General features: G+C 37.4%; 21 protein-coding genes. 14 read left to right on the forward strand and 7 right to left on the reverse strand.

What is annotated here, in order from left to right; all coding sequences use genetic code 11:
* The first annotated feature begins 80 nt into the window (after window positions 1-80).
* The 3 genes from MKY09_RS00730 (at window position 81) to MKY09_RS00740 (ending at window position 2366) form a co-directional block, all read left to right on the forward strand.
* A complete protein-coding gene (locus MKY09_RS00730; RefSeq protein ID WP_340886300.1) occupies window positions 81-464 on the forward strand; it encodes a GntR family transcriptional regulator in 384 nt (127 codons plus the stop codon).
* 3 nt (window positions 465-467) lie between these two features.
* Window positions 468-1580 (forward strand): DUF5808 domain-containing protein, encoded by a 1113-nt coding sequence (locus MKY09_RS00735; RefSeq protein WP_340886303.1) that lies wholly within the window; start codon window positions 468-470, stop codon window positions 1578-1580.
* A gap of 114 nt (window positions 1581-1694) precedes the next feature.
* Window positions 1695-2366, forward strand: coding sequence for an SOS response-associated peptidase (locus MKY09_RS00740; protein ID WP_340886305.1), 672 nt, complete (start codon window positions 1695-1697; stop codon window positions 2364-2366).
* 91 nt (window positions 2367-2457) lie between these two features.
* Here MKY09_RS00740 and MKY09_RS00745 read toward each other — a convergent pair whose 3' ends face one another.
* From MKY09_RS00745 to MKY09_RS00770, 6 genes are all read right to left on the reverse strand, one after another.
* Window positions 2458-2658, reverse strand: coding sequence for a YjcZ family sporulation protein (locus MKY09_RS00745; RefSeq protein WP_340886307.1), 201 nt, complete (start codon window positions 2656-2658; stop codon window positions 2458-2460).
* 187 nt (window positions 2659-2845) lie between these two features.
* Window positions 2846-3037 carry a hypothetical protein gene (locus tag MKY09_RS00750; RefSeq protein WP_169359294.1) on the reverse strand — a complete coding sequence of 64 codons (192 nt, stop codon included), beginning with the start codon at window positions 3035-3037 and terminating at the stop codon, window positions 2846-2848.
* 393 nt (window positions 3038-3430) lie between these two features.
* Window positions 3431-4123, reverse strand: coding sequence for an SRPBCC domain-containing protein (locus MKY09_RS00755; protein ID WP_340886311.1), 693 nt, complete (start codon window positions 4121-4123; stop codon window positions 3431-3433).
* A 2-nt stretch (window positions 4124-4125) separates the two neighbouring features.
* On the reverse strand, window positions 4126-4431 hold the full coding sequence (locus tag MKY09_RS00760) for a metalloregulator ArsR/SmtB family transcription factor (RefSeq protein ID WP_169359292.1): 306 nt from the start codon (window positions 4429-4431) through the stop codon (window positions 4126-4128).
* Window positions 4432-4530: 99 nt separating this feature from the next.
* On the reverse strand, window positions 4531-4713 hold the full coding sequence (locus MKY09_RS00765) for a hypothetical protein (RefSeq protein ID WP_340886314.1): 183 nt from the start codon (window positions 4711-4713) through the stop codon (window positions 4531-4533).
* A gap of 142 nt (window positions 4714-4855) precedes the next feature.
* Window positions 4856-5296, reverse strand: coding sequence for a peptidylprolyl isomerase (locus tag MKY09_RS00770; RefSeq protein WP_169359291.1), 441 nt, complete (start codon window positions 5294-5296; stop codon window positions 4856-4858).
* A 213-nt stretch (window positions 5297-5509) separates the two neighbouring features.
* Between MKY09_RS00770 and MKY09_RS00775 the strand changes: the two genes are divergently transcribed.
* The 3 genes from MKY09_RS00775 to nhaC all read left to right on the forward strand — a co-directional run bounded on the left by MKY09_RS00775 (window position 5510) and on the right by nhaC (window position 8400).
* Complete coding sequence (locus MKY09_RS00775) at window positions 5510-5704, forward strand: YwbE family protein (protein WP_169359290.1); 195 nt, start codon at window positions 5510-5512, stop codon at window positions 5702-5704.
* Window positions 5705-5764: 60 nt separating this feature from the next.
* The gene (locus MKY09_RS00780; protein ID WP_340886320.1) at window positions 5765-6868 is read left to right on the forward strand and encodes an amidohydrolase; all 1104 of its coding nucleotides are present in this window, start codon (window positions 5765-5767) and stop codon (window positions 6866-6868) included.
* A 92-nt stretch (window positions 6869-6960) separates the two neighbouring features.
* A complete protein-coding gene (gene nhaC, locus MKY09_RS00785; protein ID WP_340886323.1) occupies window positions 6961-8400 on the forward strand; it encodes a Na+/H+ antiporter NhaC in 1440 nt (479 codons plus the stop codon).
* Between the two features lie 90 nt (window positions 8401-8490).
* Here nhaC and MKY09_RS00790 read toward each other — a convergent pair whose 3' ends face one another.
* On the reverse strand, window positions 8491-9726 hold the full coding sequence (locus tag MKY09_RS00790; RefSeq protein WP_340886325.1) for a hypothetical protein: 1236 nt from the start codon (window positions 9724-9726) through the stop codon (window positions 8491-8493).
* An 87-nt stretch (window positions 9727-9813) separates the two neighbouring features.
* On the opposite strand from MKY09_RS00790, the gene MKY09_RS00795 reads away from it, so the two are divergent.
* The 8 genes from MKY09_RS00795 (at window position 9814) to MKY09_RS00830 (ending at window position 20177) form a co-directional block, all read left to right on the forward strand.
* Window positions 9814-10926, forward strand: coding sequence for a dipeptide epimerase (locus MKY09_RS00795; RefSeq protein WP_340886327.1), 1113 nt, complete (start codon window positions 9814-9816; stop codon window positions 10924-10926).
* Window positions 10927-10940: 14 nt separating this feature from the next.
* The gene (locus MKY09_RS00800) at window positions 10941-11627 is read left to right on the forward strand and encodes a GNAT family N-acetyltransferase (protein ID WP_340886329.1); all 687 of its coding nucleotides are present in this window, start codon (window positions 10941-10943) and stop codon (window positions 11625-11627) included.
* Window positions 11628-11835: 208 nt separating this feature from the next.
* Window positions 11836-14022, forward strand: coding sequence for an RNA polymerase recycling motor HelD (gene helD, locus MKY09_RS00805; protein ID WP_342567344.1), 2187 nt, complete (start codon window positions 11836-11838; stop codon window positions 14020-14022).
* A 146-nt stretch (window positions 14023-14168) separates the two neighbouring features.
* Window positions 14169-15404 carry an MFS transporter gene (locus MKY09_RS00810; RefSeq protein WP_342567345.1) on the forward strand — a complete coding sequence of 412 codons (1236 nt, stop codon included), beginning with the start codon at window positions 14169-14171 and terminating at the stop codon, window positions 15402-15404.
* An 852-nt stretch (window positions 15405-16256) separates the two neighbouring features.
* Window positions 16257-17213 carry an ABC transporter permease gene (locus MKY09_RS00815; RefSeq protein ID WP_169359283.1) on the forward strand — a complete coding sequence of 319 codons (957 nt, stop codon included), beginning with the start codon at window positions 16257-16259 and terminating at the stop codon, window positions 17211-17213.
* Complete coding sequence (locus tag MKY09_RS00820) at window positions 17200-18156, forward strand: iron chelate uptake ABC transporter family permease subunit (protein ID WP_169359282.1); 957 nt, start codon at window positions 17200-17202, stop codon at window positions 18154-18156. Before MKY09_RS00815 ends, MKY09_RS00820 begins: the two co-directional genes overlap by 14 nt.
* The gene (locus MKY09_RS00825) at window positions 18153-18917 is read left to right on the forward strand and encodes an ATP-binding cassette domain-containing protein (protein WP_169359281.1); all 765 of its coding nucleotides are present in this window, start codon (window positions 18153-18155) and stop codon (window positions 18915-18917) included. The genes MKY09_RS00820 and MKY09_RS00825 overlap by 4 nt, the downstream gene beginning before the upstream one ends.
* A gap of 219 nt (window positions 18918-19136) precedes the next feature.
* Window positions 19137-20177 carry a siderophore ABC transporter substrate-binding protein gene (locus tag MKY09_RS00830; protein WP_169359280.1) on the forward strand — a complete coding sequence of 347 codons (1041 nt, stop codon included), beginning with the start codon at window positions 19137-19139 and terminating at the stop codon, window positions 20175-20177.
* The last annotated feature ends 251 nt before the right edge of the window (window positions 20178-20428 follow it).

The following is a 20428-nucleotide window of genomic DNA, read 5'->3' on the forward strand; positions in this document are numbered from 1 at the left end:
ATAAAAACATTTTGATATACTACATATAGAACAGAGTGTTATAATATATATAGAACAAGAGGTAAATAGGAGGTCATGAAATGTTTATAGAGATAAAGCCGAATTCATCTGTGCCGATCTATTTACAGCTAGCGCAACAATTGATGGAAGGAATGGCTAGAGGAGAACTAAAGCCAGGGGATTCCTTGCCATCTGTTAGAAGCTTTGCCAGTGATTTGGGTATGAATATGCATACGGTTAATAAGGCTTATCATCTTTTGGAGGAGAAAGATTTCATTCAAATTGTTCCGAAGTCAGGGGTAATTATACAACCAAAAGGTATGGAAAAAGCAACAGATCAACAAAAGCAAGTGTTAGCTGAACAGATTCGCCCATTGTTAGCAGAGGGGATGGTATTGCAACTTTCAGAGGAAGAAATGGTTGTAATGGTACGAGAGCTTGTTCGACAAATTAAGGAGGGGTAAATAATGATTTTGTTGTTATTTGGATTTATTCTTTTATTTATTACAATTTTACAGGCATACATTCCAAAATTTTTAAAACCAACGATTGTGTTTGGTGTAAACGTTCCTGAGCAGCATGAAAAGGACAAGGAAATCCTTCAGTTAAAAAATAGATACACAGCTGTAGTACTTTTTGTTGGGTTAGTAATTTTTGCGGGCTATATTGCTTGGGCGTTGCTTCAAAATCCTCAGGAAGAAGTATTAGCTCTTGTTAGTGTTGGAGTTCAAATTGGTGTTCTATTTTTGAGCGTCGCCTATTACTTCATCATGCATACGAAAATGAAGAAATTAAAGGAGCAGCGTCGCTGGTTTTCCGACAAAAATGAAGTGAAAGTAGTAGATTTAGGATTTCAAGAGAAGCTTCAACTGCTGCCGAGAATTTTATTTATTATTCCCATGATTGTATCGATTGGGCTTATATTTTATACGCTTTTAAAATATCCACAGATGCCGGACATGATTCCTACTCATTGGGGTCCAACTGGGGAAGCGGATGCTTTTAGTGAGAAAAGCTATCTTACTGTTATTTCCCTTCCACTAATTTTATTGATAGTGCAGGTAATGTTTTTATTTACTAGCGAGGGAATTAAAATGTCGGGAACAAGCATTAGCCCTCAACGCAAAAAAACTTCCGTTAAGCAGCAGCTTGCATTTCGGAAATACTCTAGCTGGCTCTCTTTTGTCATGTCGGTAGGAGTCACCTTGCTGATGGGATATCTTCAGTTACAGACTATACATCCTGAAATAACCTCTTCCCTTGTTATGATTGCTTTACCAATAGGATTTTTGGTGCTAGCTTTTGCTAGTGTAGCTATTTTTACTGTAAGAGTTGGTCAAGGAGGATCACGTTTGAAAGTAGGGGAGGAAGAAGCGGTTGTAGGAAATCCTCATATTACTTCTGTAGATGATGATCGATTTTGGAAGGGCGGTATTTTCTATATCAACAAAGATGATCCAAGTGTTTTTGTAGAAAAACGCTTTGGAGTTGGCTGGTCTGTCAACTTTGCAAGACCGCTAGCTTGGTTATTTATTTTAGGACCTATCGTGCTCATTATTGGTATTTCATTTCTCTTATAGAAAATGTCTCTAGAGTAAAACACTCTAGGGATCTTTTTAATTTTTGTCTGCGTTTGAACGAACGATAAATAGGAAAAGGATATAGGACAGGTAATTAGAAAGGAAGGTTCACTTATGTGTGGGCGTTTTAGTCTATATACGGATATGGAACAGATCAAAGAACAATTTGATGTGCAGTTTGTATCCAATGAAGAGGATTATTATCCTAATTATAATATAGCCCCTTCTCAGTCTGTCGTAGCTATTATTAACGATGGAACCAGCAATAGAATGGGGCAGCTACGGTGGGGTTTAATACCCAGCTGGGCAAAGGACGAGAAGATAGGTTACAAAATGATCAATGCAAGGTCTGAAACAGTTGATGAAAAACCTAGCTATCGTAATGCTTTTACACAACGAAGATGTATCATACCTATGAATTCCTTTTATGAATGGACCGTAAATGAAAAGGAAAAGGTTCCAATGCTTATAAAAATGAAAAACAATGAACTATTTGGAGTAGCGGGAATATGGGAGACCTGGAAAAGGGATAATGAAGAAACGGTTCATTCCTGCACTATTCTCACTACCGAAGCTAATTCTTTAGTAAAGACTATTCATGATCGTATGCCAGTCATACTTCCACCAGAAAAGTTCGGGAATTGGTTAGATCCCAACCTTCGTGATAAAGATAGGCTTAAAGCAATGCTCAACCCTTATGAATCAAACCTAATGCAGGCTTATCCAGTTTCGAAGGAAGTAAATACTCCAAAAAATAATTATGCTGAGCTCTTAAACTCATTATAAAATAACTACATGTAATAAAAAAAGACAGGCTCCTAAAAGCCCGTCTTGTGAGGTGAAGTATAGTAACTAGGAGGAACATTAACACATTTATTTAGCAGGACTCTCCGCCAACATAACCGCCGCCACTTCCATATCCGAAAGTACCAACTACGATGATTAAAAGAATAAATAAAACAACTAATAAAGCAAATCCAGAACCCATGCCAGCTCCGCCGCCTGGGTAACCGCCACCGCCAGTGTTACCGCCGTATCCACCACCGTAGCCACCACCACAATAATTTGAATAACTCATTATTAACACCTCCTCCTCGCTAAGAGTTATCTTATTTATATGTAGAGGGATAGGGTTAGACTGATGAATATGTAACGATTTTTCATATTATTTTTTAGGCGAAACAAAAAAATATTGGGTTCACTAGTATTGACGGGATATGGTGGGATTGGACAGGTAAGTAAAACTGTAATAAAAAAACGAGCAGCTATGACTGCTCGTTTGTAACTTCCATCGTCTCTTCGGTAACCTTCCAATGCTTAGAAGGAATAATATTATTATTTAACTTTAGAACAAACTTATGGGCATCCTCATAAGTTGTAAAAGTTTTATTGAATTGGCTGTTGGAATTTTTCAAGGTCTCTGTTGTACCATTGATTTTGCGAGTGATTAGAAACATAGGTACACCTCCGCCTATCACTATTTTGTTATAATTTATTATACCTACAAAAACATATAAAAGGTATAAATATACAAATTTATATTATAATTGTTACTATATTGTAATATAGTAACCAAATATTAAAAAAATAATTAATTATGACTATAAAAGGAATTTATTTACAACGTAATGGGTTTTGCTGAGATGTTTTAAGAACTGAAGTACTGTTATTAAAAATCGATGCAATGAGTTGGAAGGAAAGTGCTTAAGAGGGTAGATCTTATAAAGCTGTAGGTGGCGAAGCGAGACGGTTGATGGATAAGCCTTTACGCTTAGTGACGAGAGATGGATTCTTCCTAACATAAAGTAGGCTCTCGAAGGAGGGCCTACTTGGATTCCAATATAGCAGAATTAATTGAATTGACCAAAACCAACCGTATGAAGGCTAACCGGCAGTTCATGCCCATTTCGATTAAGAGAAATAATTAAATTTTGTCCGGGATTACATGAAAATACATACCTTTCCAAGTCGTCATAGCATTGAATCGGATTTCCATTTACTGCTGTAATCACGTCATCTACTTCTATTAACCCATCCGCTGGAGTAGAGGCTATTACTTGAACTACTTTAGTTCCTTCTCGTTTATCCGCAGTACGATGCAAGACACCAATCCAACTTTTCCAAAAGTTTTTGCGTAAATCCATTTCCTTTTCTAATACACTCTTAAGGTTTAACATGAACTGATAAGTACCAAAAAGCATATTGTCCATTTCCATTAAGCCAATGTCCCCAGTCCAAGAACCTGTATATTCAATGGAGACAAGGACACCATCTGCTTCAGTAGTAATGGTCCATGTGGTCAATTGCTTGTCGTTCCCTTGCAAAACGAGCTTTTGTTCTTCCTCTAACTCTATTATAGTTCCTACATAGCTAGCGCCCCACCCATAATCTAGGGTTACCTGTCCGCCGATTCTAATATCCATTTCGCAGCTTCTGGTTTCCCAGGCATTACGTTCGTCTGCTTGTGTAAGTGCTCTCCATACCCTCTCAGGTGTAGATTTTATGAAGATTTTCCTTTGAACCGACTGAACAACTTTCTCCAATTTTAATCCTCCTCTAAATAGTTTTTTAGCTTCGTGAGCTTATCCTCTAATATCAAGCCAATCTCTTCTTGCAATTTTTTATAGTGAACAGCAAAATTGTCTTGCTTTAAACGATAGAGACGATATTTCCCTTCTCGCCTTTCCTCAATTAATTCCTCTTCTAGCAATATAGTGAGATGTTTTTTTACTGCAGGCTGGGAGATTGGGAAATGATCAACTAGCTCGGTTTGAGTACATTCCTTTTGAGACAATATGGTGAGGATACGACGACGTATGGGATCTGCTATTGCTCTATAAATGTCCGTCAACAAATGACCTCCTCATCACATAACCTTTTGGTTATATATAAAATATACAATAATGGATAAGCGGTGTAAATATATAGTTGTAATATTTAGTTTAATTTATTAAGACTTACTAGTGTCTGTCTTCTCCATTAGCTTTCTTACATTCTCTTTTGGGTTCCAACAGTTGAATTTATAAGAGGGTTCAGTTTGAAAGCCTAATCGTTTGCATTTATAATGCATGCCTTTAGTCGTTTTTTCACTGCTAAAATGAATGCAAGTTGCACAGCAATGGAAATCCTTCATCCTTTTACCTCCTAAAATGTACTGCTCTGTTTTTATTGTTCAGTGATATACGATACTGGGGATTTAGCTGGGGGGAGGGGTGTGACTTTGTTATTTAAAATAGGCCTTGGAATTAATCACCCCAAGACCTAAAATATCTAACTTAAGCTTCGTCGAATACTTCGACTTTTTCCATTTTGTCGCCGTTTTTCATAGCTTTTGCTACTTCTAAACCACTAGTTACTTTACCAAAAACAGTGTGAACACCGTTTAAATGTGGTTGTGGTTCGTGAACGATGAAGAATTGGCTTGACCCAGTGTCTTTTCCAGCGTGAGCCATAGAAAGGCTTCCAGCTTCGTGTTTGTGAGGATTTCCAGCAGTTTCACATTTAATAGTTTTACCGCTTCCGCCCATACCTGTACCAGTTGGGTCTCCACCTTGGCTTACAAAACCAGGAATTACACGGTGGAACACTACACCATTGTAGAAACCACTGTTAGCTAATTCTTCAAAGTTAGCTACTGTGTTTGGTGCTTCGTTTGGATATAGTTCAAATTCAATTTTGTCCCCAGATTCCATAAGGAAATAACCTTTTTTCGCCATTATAAAACACTCCTTTTGTAATGAAAATTCTTTCACAGTATAGCATGAACTCTTGCTTTTTCCAAAGAACATAGCTGTTATTAGCAGTTGTAGTGTACTAAATATAAGATGGCGCCCATTTCTTCTAAAACTTACTAAGGAAAACCGGTTTCAATTAAACAAATGGATGTAAGCATGATATGAAAGTGGTACGATACAAAAAGAGGTGATTATATGAACGGACAAAATAGAAAAGACATTCACGCAGGACTAGAAGTTTATATTATTTTGAAGAAGGATCAGCGTACCGGTAACAAAACAAAAGGAATCGTTCAAGATATTTTAACGAATTCTTCCTTTCATCCACACGGTATTAAAGTAAGACTCACAGATGGTCAAATTGGCCGTGTATGTGAAATCATAAAGTAAAAAATTGGGGCTTCAAAAAAGCTCTAAAAATAAAAAAGTGTAAAGGGAGAATGAGAAAAGATGCAGGTAGAATCTCAAATTTTAGAGTGGTTTGAACATTTTCATAAATACCCCGAAGTTAGCTGGAAGGAATTCGAAACAACGAAAAAAATAACAGAAATTCTTGATTCGCTCAATGTACCTTACCGACTTTTTAATGATGTAACCGGCCTCCTAGCAGAGATAGGAGAAGGTGACGAAGTAATAGCAATTCGTGCAGATATAGATGCTTTGTGGCAGGAAGTGGACGGGGTTTACCGAGCCAATCATTCATGTGGTCACGACGCTAATATCTCTATGGTTTTAGGAGCCCTTCTTTTATTGAAGGATGAAAAATTAAATAAACGTATTCGTTTCATCTTCCAGCCTGCAGAAGAAAAAGGAAATGGTGCGAATTCTATGGTCGATAGAGGAGCGCTTGAAGGAGTTACGCATCTCTTTGGTGTGCACTTAAGACCGATAGAAGAACTACCTTTTGGTAAGGTCTCACCAGCAATTCATCACGGAGCAGCTATGTTTCTTGAAGGTAAGATTAAAGGAATGGATGCCCATGGAGCCAGACCTCATCAAGGGCAGAATGCAATTGATGTAGCAGTCGCTATACATCAATCCTTAAAGAACTTATATTTTTCTCCTTTTGAAGCATATTCCGCGAAACTAACTAAAATTCAGGCTGGCGGTGAGAGCTCTAATATTATTCCTGGTACAGCGAGCTTTTCAATTGATGCACGCGCTCAAAAGAATAGTGTGCTAAAACAAATGAAAGTACAAATTGAAAAGAATTTACATGCTCTTCAAGCTCTTTTTGATATAGATATAGAATGGGAATGGCAGGATATCACTCCAGGAGCAGAAGTCTCCAATGAGGCTGCTTTAATAGCAAGAGAGGGTATCGTGGAAGCAATAGGAGAAGAGAGCCTGGCGGAAGAGGTTATCACATCTGGTAGTGATGATTTCCATTTTTATACGATTAGACAGCCGGATTTAAAGGCTACTATGATTGGGGTCGGTGCAGACCTTTCTCCCGGTCTTCATCATCCACATATGTCTTTTGACCGTAAAGCCCTTTATATAGGCGCTCAAGTCCTTATGAAAACGCTTTTACAAATTGCCAAAAAAGATTGACGAATTTTTAATAAAAGATTAATATATCCCTAATAGCGACTAATAAACGACAATTTCTAATAATTGAAAAAGTCGCGAAGGGGTGAAGTGGAATGGTAGAAAAGAAGGAACAAACAGAGAAAAAAGAAATGTCATTAATATGGGCTGTAACGCCTTTACTAGTAATGATTATAACAATGGTTATAGCTGTCGTTAAGCTGGAGCAAGGTCCTCACATTCCGCTAATAGTTGGTACAATCGTAGCAGCTATGGTTGCTTGGAAGCATGGCTTTAAATGGGATGAAGTCGAGGAAATGATGTATAAGGGGATCAAACTAGCGCTTCCAGCTGTAGTCATCATTATATTGGTCGGCCTCATAATAGGAGCTTGGATCGGTGGCGGTGTAGTTGCGACCATGATTTATTTTGGTCTAAAAATTATTACACCAGCATTCTTTTTAGTCACTATTTGTGTGATTTGTATGATTGTCTCTCTTGCCATTGGTAGCTCCTGGTCTACGATGGGGACTATCGGGGTTGCAGGTATGGGGATTGGTCTAAGCATGGGGATTCCAGCTGCTATGATTGCTGGTGCAGTTATTTCTGGAGCTTATTTTGGAGACAAGATGTCCCCGCTTTCTGATACTACCAATCTTGCAGCTGGTCTTACAGGGACAGATTTGTTCGTACATATCCGACACATGTTTTATACAACTATACCAGCAGCTATTATTGCGTTAGTAGCTTACGGTCTGTTAGGAATGAAATACAAAAATAGCAGTATTGATCAGGAGAGCATACAGCAAACAATAAATGTACTTGATCAAAGCTTTGTAATATCTCCATGGTTGTTATTAATCCCGTTAGCAGTAATTGTATTAGTTGCTGTAAAGGTACCTGCTATACCAGCTTTAGTGGTGGGGATTTTACTAGGATTCCTTTCTCAAATTTTTGTACAAGGGGGAGATGTAGCATCAGCTGTTAGTGCTCTTCAAAGTGGGTTTGAGATTAAAACAGGTAACACAATGGTGGATGAACTATTTAATCGTGGTGGATTGGATTCCATGATGTATACCGTGTCGATGACCATTGTGGCGATGACATTTGGTGGTATTCTCGAATTTTCAGGGATGCTTCAATCTATTATGAATCAAATTTTAAAGCTAGCAAAGACTGCTTTTTCGATGATAGCTTCTACTATATTAGCTTGCTTTACAACGAATGCGACATGCTCTGAGCAATATATCTCCATCGTTGTGCCAGCGAGAATGTTTTCTAAAGCATATACGAATATGGGACTCCACTCTAAAAACCTATCACGAGCTTTAGAGGATGGAGGGACATTGACTTCTGTGTTCATACCTTGGAACACATGTGGCGTTTTCATATTAGGAACATTAGGAGTAGGGGCTTATGAATATGCTCCCTATGCAATATTAAACTTTACAGTGCCAATTATATCTATTATCTATGCAGCGGTAGGGTTCTCCATTGTAAAAATTACAGAGGAAGAAAAGCAAGAGATTTTAAACAAAGAGATTGCCGAAGCGTAAAAAAGAAAGTTCAGTGACAAGCTGAACTTTCTTTTTTATAGGTTTCATGATTGAATACTGATAAAAAGATTAGTTGATGCCTATACATATTTATTGGTAGGTAGGAAAATTAAATTCATAAATCGCTCGGGGACGGCCTTGCTGGTACGTCATTTCTTCCCCAACAATGGATGCATAACCTTTGTTCAACAGCTTCTTTAGTATCCTTTCGGTAGTCCTGCGGCTGACCTTTAAAAAGATCTCTAAATCATGTGCCGTAAACTCAACTGAATGATGGAGGCGACTAAAAAGCATAATTTTAGATAGATTTGCTGGACTTAAAGTTGTTTCCTTCGCCAATACAACTAGCCTAGGATCGCTCGTTCTTAAATTGATCTTGTTCTCTTCCTGGAAGAGTGGGCTAGTCAATTGTTTTTTCTCATTCATAAGGAAGACTGTATTTTCTGTCGCATGTGCTAAAGCATCTTTTGCATTTTCACTTGCTTCTATTGCTGTCGTTCCATAACCAAAGGCAATACGAATTGGTGTACTAAAAAACTCAAGCCAATTATTAACCTTATTGTGCTCTAAGGCTTGCTGAACCTTACCTTGAGTAGTAAATAGCAAATAGAGGAGGTCATCTGCTTTCACAATAGAAGCATCAATCGAATCTGTAATTCTTTTTAATGCTGTTGCTGTGTTCATGTCTTGTTCGGTAAGGGAGATGGAACAAACGGCAATCTTAGCAGCCTCACTTTTTGTGAGTAATGCCAATGACCTAGTTTCTTCAAGGGACTTTAAAATAGAGTTTTTAGGATCAATCATTCGTATAACAGGTATTCCCCTTTGTACCAGGGTCTCATAAACTGCGTGCACAGAGGTGATAGCCAATTTTGTTTTTTCGTTCCTTTGTAGGTTTATATGAAAGGAAGTCACTTCCTCTAAAGAGAATGCAGGATCTACTTGCATAAGGAAGGGGACAGAAGCAGTTTGATTAATATCCTGAAGGACACTCTCTACAAGGGCTGGTTCCATTAAATCCATGGAAATATGATGCATAGGGGTACTGCAGGTTGCTAATAATGTAGTGGCAACAGAAGTACCATCCTGTTTTAAATAATAGGAAGGTACCGGCAACAGCTCTCTCTCCTGTACTGCATATAGGTAGGGGAGCGAACCGGAGAAAAATACAGCGTCGCATGGTTTTATATTTTTTAGTAGTTCCTTTGCTTCTTTTGGAGTATGATATTGATAATAATCCAAACGGATAGAAGGAATTTCTTGTTCGAAAAGCTTCAAGCGATCTATAAAGTTTCTAGAACCAAGTACTGCTATACGTGTTTGCATGACATCCTCCTTTTTTTAAAACATTAACGACTATTTAACGACAACTATAACTAAAAAATATAAAAATGTAAAGGAAGTTAGAAAAATATGAAAATTAAAGAAATAGAAATTTATGCTATTAGATTACCATTAATTGCCCCATTTATCATCAGCTATCATACATACGATGATATGCCTTCGATTATAGTTAAGCTAACAACAGAAGAAGGTTTAATTGGATATGGGGAGGCAGTAGCAGACGAGCATGTAACAGGGGAAACGTGGGAGAGCACTTATGCGATGCTGAAAAATACGTTAGCTCCGGCTTTGATTGGAGAAAATCCAATGGAATTTGAGCGACTGCATGAAAAAATGGATAAGGCGGTCTATCAAGCTCCAGCAGCTAAAGCAGCCTTAGATATTGCTTGTTACGATGTAGTTGGTAAAAAACTAGGCGTACCTGTATACCAATTGTTAGGTGGGCGTTATCACGAGCAATTTCCAGTTACTCATGTATTGAGCATAGGATCACCAGAGTCTATGGCAGAGGAAGCAGAAAAACGTATGAAAGAGGGCTATACATCGTTTAAAATGAAGGTTGGAACAGAAGTACAGGCGGATGTACAACGTATACAAGCCGTTAGAGAAAAAGTAGGTAATGAGGTTGCTATCCGAGTGGACGTAAACCAAGGGTGGAAGAACAGTGCGAACACAATTTCTGCCATGCGTCAGTTGGAGCATACCGGATTAGATTGGCTAGAGCAGCCCGTTATGGCCGACGACTTCAATGGGATGGTAGAGGTCAAGGCAAAAACTAGTACCCCGCTTATGATGGATGAAGGGTTGAGAGGAATACGAGACATGCGTGAATTAATAGAAAAACAAGCCGCGCATAAGGTGAATATCAAGCTGATGAAATGTGGGGGTATATACCCTGCTATGAAACTCGCTCATATGGCAGAAATGGCTGGAATGGAATGCCAGATTGGCTCGATGGTAGAGTCTTCTATTGGTTCAGCAGCAGGTTTTCATGTGGCATTTTCTAAAAAAGCATTTACGAGTGTCGAATTGACCGGTCCACTTAAATTCTCGAAGGACGTTGGGAATTTGCGCTATGATGTCCCATTTATTAAACTGAATGAGTGTCCGGGTTTAGGAATTGATGTGGATGAAAATATGTTAAAAGAGTTAACCGAGTTCTCCGTAAAAGTCATGAAGTAAGAGGAAGTGCGTCAATGAAAGAGTGGACTGTCAGTCTAGGGAAAAAAGATTATCCAGCTAGAGAATTAACAATAGACAACATGGAACAAATTTTAGCGTTACAGAGCATTGTTCTCCAGCATTTAGAGAACAAAGAGTTTTTACAGCCTCTAACAAAAGAGGAATTTGAAGACTCTCTTAAGCATCGATTAATGGTAGGGGTATTCGCTGATGATGAGCTGATTGCATTTCGAACGCTTGCCATCCCAGTGATGGATGAGAATCACCTTGGCTATGACATTGGTCTTTCGGAAGAGCAGCTAGGTGATGTAGTTTATCAGGAAATTACAAATGTCCATCCAGAGTATCGAGGCTACGGTCTTCAAAGAAAACTAGCAGACCTAGTAATGGAGCTCCTGCAGAATTCTCCGTACACATACATTTGTGCAACAGTAGCACCTTTTAACTTTGCTAGCTTGAAGGACAAGCTTAGTCAAGGAATGGTTATTAAAGCTCTCAAACGTAAGTATGACAACATGCTACGTTACATATTTTACAAAAGGCTCGACGGAAATGATTATATTGTATTTGGTGAAAATCAGATGAATATAAAAATGTCTGACATAGAGGAACAGCAAAAGCTACTTAAAGCAGGCTGGGTAGGCACCAACATTCTACAAAAAGAAGAAGAGTGGTACGTAGTCTATAAAGAAACGATTTAAGGTAAAGGGAATACCTTTAGAGCTATAGCCTTGAGGTAACTCTTATAAATTTTTGCTTATTTGCATAGACTATAAAAGGCAGGGACACTAGTGTCTCTGCCTTTCTTATATATTCATTATAGCAGATTTATTTTTTTATTATAAGACTGCAAATTGTTAGAATTTTTTGTAATAATACATAAGCATGCTATGTCAGGGAGGTTAGTGGATGGAAAAACATATTTGGGATGAGGAACAGCGACATTTAACCACAGTAGTTGAAAAGCTAACGGGACATATAGATGTTCTTCAAGTTTTTCTTAAAAAGCAAAAAGGTGAACTAATAGAAGAGCGGCAATCCGTTTCAAAGGAGTTCTCAGATTTGTCTGATGAACGTGGAATTGATTTTGCAACCATACTACCTACTCTCAAGGAAAAAGAACTTCGTTATATCCATGTTAATGACGTGCTTTCTAAGTTAGAGCTACTCTATAAAAGTGCCTATTTTGGACGAATTGATATAGAGGATGAACAACTGGAGAGCCTTTATATTGGACTCGCTACGTTTGGTGAAGAAGATACAGGTGATATCATTATCCATGATTGGCGTGCCCCTATATCCAGTCTGTTTTATGAAAACAAGTTAGGTGAAGCGTTCTACCAAATTCCTAGTGAAGAGATGGTGCCCGTCCAGATTCAAAGACGCCGACAATTTAAAATCTCCTACGATAATCTTCTACAAATATTCGATGCAGACATGTATATCGGTGATGAGGTGCTGCAAAGCCTTTTGACGGATACAGCAAAACAAAAGATGAAGAGTATTGTGACGACCATTCAAAGTGATCAGAATGCAGTTATTCGTTCAGAAAGTCATCGTAATATGATGGTGCTAGGACCACCGGGAAGTGGAAAGACATCTGTAGCTATGCAACGCATCGCTTATCTTCTATATCAATACCGCAGGACGCTTTCCGCCAAAAATATTATGCTTATATCCCCAAGCGATTTGTTTAATGATTATATTTCCAATGTTTTACCAGAATTAGGAGAGGAGAATGTCGTACATTCAACCTATTATCGTTTATATAAAGGGATGAGGCGTCTTCCATTATTGGCAGAGACCTTTTATGAAAATGTAGAGCGGCTACAAAACGCCGACTTGATACATCAGGAAAGCTTTTACTGGAAAAACTCAAATGCTTATGCAATTCATCTCGTACAATACCTACAGGATTTAGGATTGGCAGGATTACCTTTTTACACATTAAGCATTGGCAAGAAAGTTTTTATATCAGCTACAGAGCTTCAAGAATTGTTTTATCGAAAATATACAAACTTGGAAATAGACTTCCGTTTAAAAAAGATCCGTAATCACTTGATGCCTAGGTTAAGGGAATGGAAGGAACAAGCGATTTTGAGGAGATACGAGGAACTTAGAGGAGTCGACCAATACATCGGTGATGACGAGGATTTGATTAGACAGAGTAAAAAAGAGATAGAAAAGCAGTACTCACCCCTCCATAGTGCAATAGAAGAACTGGGATTCGTTAACATCCTGAAAATTTATACGGGTTCCATTAGGAGTATGGATACAACGGAGGCTAGAAAAGTCTATGAATTAACGATTCGACAAATAAAATCCAAACAACTTTTTTATGAAGATTTAGGTCCACTTATGTATATACAAGCTAGAATCAAAGGGATTGACAGAAACCTAGACATCAAGCATATTGTAATCGATGAAATACAGGACTATTCATTTCTTCAGTTTAAAGCTATTCAGCAGCTTTTCCCGAAAGCTCACTTTACCTTGCTGGGAGATAAAAACCAGGTAGTACATCCAACCGAAAAAGATCAGATACCAAGGGAGCTTTCCGATATATCTATAGTAGAACTTAACAAATCATATCGTTCTACGCATGAAATTACAGATTTTATGAGTGCTGTTTTAAAGCAAGATAAGGTCCTCTCGCTAGGAGTGAGTGGGAGAAAGCCATTAGTAAAAAAAGTGGATAAGGAGCAGCGGCTAACGGAAATAAAAGCAGTGGTAGATTCTTATTATGAGACCAACACCTCTTTGGTTATATTATGTAAGGACATGGCAAGCTGTCGGATGCTCTATGAGGAATTGAAGAATATCATTCCCTCTATTCAACTAATATCACAGGAACAAAAGGTATATATGAAAGGGATATTAATCATGCCAGGATACATGGCAAAGGGGTTTGAATTTACGACTGTATTAATAGCAGACGCTGACCAATCGGTTTACGATGGGCCCAATGACAAGTTTCTTCTCTACACGATGGTCTCGCGAGCAACCAGAAACTTAATTATTTTCTATCGTATAGAGCTTACGGAGGCTTTGAAACAAATCCAAAAGGACTTATATCTTACGGAAACCTTAAAATAAAACAAAGAAACCCACCTTTATCTGACTGTAAAGGTGGGTTTCTTCGGTCAAAGGTATGAGGATGATTTAAGACCATTGGCTGAATGCAATCTATGCCAATTCCCTTACATTAAGAATAGTAAGAATATTTGAAGGGGTGTTTGACGATGAAAAATTTATATCAAGACTCAAGATTTTGGCTGATCATATTGGCTAATATAGCTTCCTCTATAGGCTCAGGAATTACAATGATAGCAATTCCCTGGATGCTCGTGACGAGTGAAGACGGTAACGCAGTATTCGGTTATATTACGATTTCAATGACTATCATTAGTTTTATCATAACGCCCTTTGTTGGCTCGTTAGTAGATAGAATGTCCAGAAAAAAGTTACTGTTAATTAGTGAAATAGTTTGTTTAGTTGCCTTATTGTTTTTCACTTCCATTGGATTCTTGGGCTTATCCTATGAAATTTGGCATTACACACTAATTTATATGATTGGCAGTCTGTATTACACTATTTTTTATCCAACCATGTTTGCGATGAATCAGGAAATTTTTCATAAGGATCAGTATAAATCTTTAAACGGGACGATGGAGGTACAGGGGCAGCTTTCTAGCATGATAGCTGGAGGAGTAGCTAGTATTTTGTTAATGAAATGGGATTTACATTTTATTTTACTATTAGATGTTTTGACTTACGGAGCAGCTATTTACTTCTATGTTAAACTTCCTTATACCAGAGCGAAACGATCAGAAGCAGAGAAGGAAGAGAAAGGTAGAGCTTGGGATGGGTTAGTTTATATGATGGGACGTCCAGCCATGTTCGTTTTTTTGGTATTTGCCTTTATGCCTTTTATAGGAGTTATGCTGACGAATTATTTGTTTCCTGTTTATTTAGTGGAAGTACTAGAGGCGGATGCTAGCGTTTATGGCTTAGAAGGAATGATATATGCTGCTGGTGCAGTGCTAGCAGGGGCATTTGTTCCGATGCTTGCGAAAAAACTAGGAAATGAGAAGACTATTATATTAGGAGTGCTTATTTATACCGTTGCCATTTCTTTGATTGTTTTTGTAGAGCTGCCTGTTTACCTATCGTTAATGTTGTTTTTAGCTATCGGAAACAGCGGGGCTCGAGTAGCGAGAAATTCGTTCCTTATGGATCAAGTCCCGAACAAGATTATTGGCAGAGTTGATAGTTTGTTCCGTTCTATTGGCTTACTCATCAGAATTTTATTGCTTGCACTTTTTACAGGAATGGTCTCTTCCGGATTAATTATCATATGTTTCTATATATTAAGTGGACTCTTGGTCGTGTCGGCCTTCATGGTTACAATTAGCTGGAGGAAAGGCTTTTCGGTAAGAAATAAGAAAGCTATTTGTATAGAGGAAGTCAGTCTGTAAACAGCTGAATCATGAAGTTCTATAGGGAATCTACTAAACTTAATAAATAAATCAATAGAACTGCTCTTTCGTGAGGTGGAATATGAAGAGCAGTTTTTTCATATTCTCTTGATAGTGAAATGTAGAGGAATTTAAAAAATATAAGCTTTGTTAAAGTTATTCGTTGATTTTGACTAACAATTTTTTTATGGTGACTGTAAACATTATAAAAAGGACATTCCAATTACTACTAAAATCATAAAATAGATGACGAAATTGGGTTGGTGACATTTTTTCAGCTTCGCTTATGCGAGTAAATTTATTAGCGCCTTATCGATGTTAAACCTGTTCCCATTTATTGATTGGAGCGCCAGACGGCGACTCCTACGGGATGAGTGAGACAGATAAGACATCACAACCACGCGCGTAAGCGATGGGTGATGGCTTATCGCTACCCCGAGGAAAGCGTCCGGCTGGTGCGAAAAATCAATTCTACTCTCTGATCTAAGATTTCTTTGCATCATCAATCAACCCAACCCTTTAATATAGCCAAGATATAAACAGTAATTTACAAAGAAGCTTCTATATAACCCGAATTTAATCTTTTTTATAATTTTGACTGCAGGATGCTATTAGGTCTAAAAAACTAGGATTCTCAGGTTAATATCCTACCCTAAACTATATTGTAAAACATATGTTTATAAACTAACGTCAATTCCATAATTTTAGAGTACAAAGAATTGTTGAAATTAACAATGTAATTAAGTAGTACATGTTGATTTTACTATATTCGTTGTTTATAATGGAAGACGACTCAATAATGATAATCGTTATCAACAAAGTTGAGAAATATATTTTTTATGGGGATTACAAATGAGATTATGGATATTAGTAGTAGCAACTATTATCCTATCCTTTATTTCGCTATTTATAGGTGCCATTGATATAAAACCGAGTGATCTGCTTGATTTGGACTCCCAGAAGACCCAAATCTTTGTAATGAGTCGATTGCCACGTTTAATGGCAATTATTTTAGCTGGTGCAGGAATGGGTATTGCAGGCTTAATTATGCAAAGTTTAAGTCGGAATAAGTTCGTATCACCGACAACGGCCGGTACGCTGGATGCAGCAAAACTAGGTGTCATAGTTTCGATGATATTCTTTACAAATATGTCTTATATGGGACAAATTTTCTTTAGTTTTTCATTTGCACTAATCGGTACGTTTATTTTTATGCAATTGCTTGAGCGTATTAAGTTCAAGGATGTTATGTTCGTACCCTTAATTGGTATTATGTATGGTAATATCATTGGTGCCATTTCCACATTCTTAGGATACGAAGCAGATGTCTTACAAAATGTAGATTCCTTCTTCTTAGGAAGCTTTACACTAATTGTCTCTGGACGCTATGAATTACTATACGTAGCCGTACCTGCCATTATTATAGCTTATATTTATGCAAACAAATTCACTGTAGCAGGTATGGGTGAGGACTTTGCAAAAAACTTAGGTTTAAGTTATCGTACAGTATTAAATATAGGTCTTGTTATTGTAGCAATTATTTCTACAACGGTCGTTTTAACAGTAGGTATTATACCGTTTTTAGGTTTAATCGTACCGAACCTTGTTTCTTTGTATTTAGGAGATAATTTACGCAAGACAATACCGCATACTATTTTCATGGGAGCAGCATTCTTACTCGCATGTGATATTATCAGCCGACTAATAGTTCATCCCTATGAGATTCCGGTAAATACAACAGTTGCCGTAATCGGCAGTGCGATCTTCTTAATTATGTTGTTTAGGGGGAAAGCATATGCGAAAAAATAGTAAGAAGCTAATTATTTTGGCTGTTATTGCATTAGTATGTATGGCATTGTTTGCATTTTATAATATTCAAGGCGGCTTTAGTTATGCCTTTCCAAAGCGTGTGGAACGTTTAGCTGCAATGGTAATCACGGGTACTGCAATTGCATATGCAACGATTATATTCCAGACAGTAACACATAATCGTTTATTAACACCTTCCGTAATGGGTGTTGACTCTATGTATGAGGTAGTACAAACGGTGATTTACTTTACAGCAGGCTCTGCTTCTTTATTCGTCGTAAATCGTTATTTGAACTTTAGTGTATCGATTATGGCAATGATCATTTTCGCGGTGCTTTTATATCGTTTCTTATTCCGAGCAGATAAGTATCCAATCTTCCTTCTCTTATTAGCAGGTATGATTATTGGGACTTTGCTAGGAAGTCTAGTGACATTTATGCAGGTCATCATTGATCCTGTGGAATATGAAAGTTTACAAGCTCGGTTGTTTGCAAGCTTTATGAATGTGAAAACCGAATTATTACTAATTGCCATGGTTATACTAGGACTGGCATTTTTGTATGGCTCTAGGTTATTAAAAGATTTGAATGTTGTTTCGTTAGGTCGAGACAATGCCATTAACCTCGGTGTTAACTATGACAAGATTGTTCTACAAGTTTTGATTTTATCTTCCGTGTTAATAGCTACTTCCACAGCGTTAGTTGGTCCTGTTACATTCCTAGGACTAATCGTAGCGAACGTAGCTTATCAATTTTTAGATACGTATAAGCATTCTGTATTAATTGTTGGAGCGAGCTTGATTAGTATTATCGGCCTTGTCGGAGGACAATTTATCGTACAGCATGTGTTTCATTTAAATACAACTATTAGTGTCATCATTAACTTTGTCGGTGGGATTTACTTTATTTACTTATTACTAAAGGAAAGTAGGAAAGCAGCATGATAGAAATTAAAGAGCTTTCTAAAAGCTTTGGGAAAAAACCGGTCGTTGAAAATGTAACACTAAAAATACAACCAAAGGCAATCACTTCTTTTATTGGACCAAATGGTGCAGGTAAATCCACATTGTTATCCATGGTAAGCCGCCTTTTAGATGCGGATACAGGGGAAGTATTTTTAGATCAAACGGATGTAAAGAAAATGAAATCGAATAACTTTGCAAAGCGTGTGGCTATTTTAAAGCAGGCCAACCATTTAAACATCCGTTTAACTGTACGTGAGCTTGTGGCTTTTGGTCGCTATCCTTATTCAAAAGGGAGACTAAATGCAGAGGACGAGAAGTTGGTAGATCAAGCACTGGAGTATTTGAATTTAACAGATATGCAAGATAAGTTCTTGGATGAGTTATCAGGTGGTCAAAGGCAGCGTGCTTTTATTTCCATGGTAATTGCTCAAGATACGGAATATATTTTATTGGATGAGCCGTTAAATAATCTAGATATGAAACATTCCGTACAAATCATGAAAATTTTACGTAAACTCGTAGATGACTTAGGAAAAACTGTCGTTATTGTATTACATGACATTAACTTTGCTTCTGTTTATTCTGATCGTATCGTTGCACTGAAAGAGGGGCGCCTTGTAAAGGATGGTCCAACACATGAGATTATTAATTCAGAAGCTTTACGTGATGTCTACGATATGGATATCCCAGTACAAGTGCAGGATGGTTGCCGTATTTGCGTATACTTTAATTCTCAATAACTTTGTAGACGAAAGGTTCCTTTTAGTTTGTAATCAGTAGATTCCATGTACGTGCATAAGTCAGACACTTATGCACGTGTTTCATGAGGCTAAATGAGAATGATAATTAATTGCAGAAATCAGTTGACAAATTTTGAGGGTTTCATTTAAACTATAGTTAGAAGTGAAAATGATAATCATTTTCAATTAAAGTAAGTATATTTTAGGAGGAAAAGAAAGATGAAAAAATGGAAGTTTTTAACTGCAGTTGCAGCTTTAACATTAATGCTAGGAGCATGTAACTCAGATGATGATTCAGCAACTGGTGAATCTACAGAGAAAGATTCAACTTCAGCAGCAACTGATACGGCTGAAAAATCTGCATTTCCAATGAAAATATCTTCTTTGACAGCTTCAAGCGAAGATGAAGAAAAAGGTACAACAATTACATTTGAAGATGTAACTTTAGATAAAATGCCGGAGCGCATTATCACTTTAGATTATGGTTTCTTAGATACACTTGATGCACTTGGAGTAGAGGGAATTGTAGGAATCGCAGCAAACGGTGGTAAAGGTAATATCCCACCACACTTAAAAGAAAAATATGTTGTTGACGGTGTAGCTGATGTTGGTACGCTAAAACAAATCGACTTTGAAGCGGTAGCAGCTGCTGAACCAGATGTTATTTTCATCTCAGGTCGTCAAGCACCATTCTATGAGGAATTAAAAGAAATTACACCAAATGTAGTATTCATCGGTTCTGACAATGAAAATTATATTAACGCTGTAAACGAAACAGTTGACTTAGCAGCTCAAATCTTTGATAAAGAAACAGAAGCTGAAAAGCTAAAAGCAGATCTACAAGCTAAAGTGGATGAAGTGAAAGAAAAAGCAGCAGGTTATGAAAATGCATTAGTAGCAATGTACAATGACAAAAAAATCTCTGGTTTCGATAACGGAGCAGATTCTCGTTTTGCATATGTGTACAATGACTTTGGTTTCAAACCAGCAACTACTGATATTGAGGCATCATCTCATGGTTCAGATTTCTCTTATGAATCAGTTCTTTCTGTAGATCCAGAAGTTTTATTAATAATTGACCGTACTGCTTCTGATGTAGATGCAATTAAAGCAGATATTGAAAATGATATTATTAAACAAACTCGTGCTTACAAAGAAGGTAAAATCGTGTACTTAGACGGTGTTAACTGGTACTTCTCAAGCAACGGTGTAACTACTGAAACAGAAAAATTAGATGAAATCTTAAATGAGTTAAAATAATCTCATAAAAAGATTCAAATCATAGCCAAATAAACCCTATAAGATAGACACTTTGAAAAAAGGTCATCTTATAGGGTTTTTTTTAGTAGCGGGGTGAGCGATAAGCCATCACCCATCGCTTACGCGCGTGGTTGTGATAGCTTATCTGTCTTACTCATCCCACCGCGGAGTCGCCACCTCCCGCTACAATCAATACAGAGAGTGTCCGTAATTAATCGAAGGAATATTACAATCTTTCAAACAAGTTCCAT

The sequence above is a fragment of the Psychrobacillus sp. FSL K6-4046 genome (assembly GCF_038624605.1).
Lineage (GTDB): Bacteria > Bacillota > Bacilli > Bacillales_A > Planococcaceae > Psychrobacillus.

Bases quoted from the DNA above. Each gene is read 5' to 3' on its own strand.
- MKY09_RS00730 (WP_340886300.1), top strand. From the start codon at position 81: ATGTTTATAGAGATAAAGCCGAATTCATCTGTGCCGATCTATTTACAG.
- MKY09_RS00735 (WP_340886303.1), top strand. From the start codon at position 468: ATGATTTTGTTGTTATTTGGATTTATTCTTTTATTTATTACAATTTTA.
- MKY09_RS00740 (WP_340886305.1), top strand. From the start codon at position 1,695: ATGTGTGGGCGTTTTAGTCTATATACGGATATGGAACAGATCAAAGAA.
- MKY09_RS00745 (WP_340886307.1), bottom strand. From the start codon at position 2,658: ATGAGTTATTCAAATTATTGTGGTGGTGGCTACGGTGGTGGATACGGC.
- MKY09_RS00750 (WP_169359294.1), bottom strand. From the start codon at position 3,037: ATGTTTCTAATCACTCGCAAAATCAATGGTACAACAGAGACCTTGAAA.
- MKY09_RS00765 (WP_340886314.1), bottom strand. From the start codon at position 4,713: ATGAAGGATTTCCATTGCTGTGCAACTTGCATTCATTTTAGCAGTGAA.
- MKY09_RS00770 (WP_169359291.1), bottom strand. From the start codon at position 5,296: ATGGCGAAAAAAGGTTATTTCCTTATGGAATCTGGGGACAAAATTGAA.
- MKY09_RS00775 (WP_169359290.1), top strand. From the start codon at position 5,510: ATGAACGGACAAAATAGAAAAGACATTCACGCAGGACTAGAAGTTTAT.
- MKY09_RS00780 (WP_340886320.1), top strand. From the start codon at position 5,765: ATGCAGGTAGAATCTCAAATTTTAGAGTGGTTTGAACATTTTCATAAA.
- nhaC (WP_340886323.1), top strand. From the start codon at position 6,961: ATGGTAGAAAAGAAGGAACAAACAGAGAAAAAAGAAATGTCATTAATA.
- MKY09_RS00790 (WP_340886325.1), bottom strand. From the start codon at position 9,726: ATGCAAACACGTATAGCAGTACTTGGTTCTAGAAACTTTATAGATCGC.
- MKY09_RS00795 (WP_340886327.1), top strand. From the start codon at position 9,814: ATGAAAATTAAAGAAATAGAAATTTATGCTATTAGATTACCATTAATT.
- MKY09_RS00800 (WP_340886329.1), top strand. From the start codon at position 10,941: ATGAAAGAGTGGACTGTCAGTCTAGGGAAAAAAGATTATCCAGCTAGA.
- helD (WP_342567344.1), top strand. From the start codon at position 11,836: ATGGAAAAACATATTTGGGATGAGGAACAGCGACATTTAACCACAGTA.
- MKY09_RS00810 (WP_342567345.1), top strand. From the start codon at position 14,169: ATGAAAAATTTATATCAAGACTCAAGATTTTGGCTGATCATATTGGCT.
- MKY09_RS00815 (WP_169359283.1), top strand. From the start codon at position 16,257: ATGAGATTATGGATATTAGTAGTAGCAACTATTATCCTATCCTTTATT.
- MKY09_RS00820 (WP_169359282.1), top strand. From the start codon at position 17,200: ATGCGAAAAAATAGTAAGAAGCTAATTATTTTGGCTGTTATTGCATTA.
- MKY09_RS00825 (WP_169359281.1), top strand. From the start codon at position 18,153: ATGATAGAAATTAAAGAGCTTTCTAAAAGCTTTGGGAAAAAACCGGTC.
- MKY09_RS00830 (WP_169359280.1), top strand. From the start codon at position 19,137: ATGAAAAAATGGAAGTTTTTAACTGCAGTTGCAGCTTTAACATTAATG.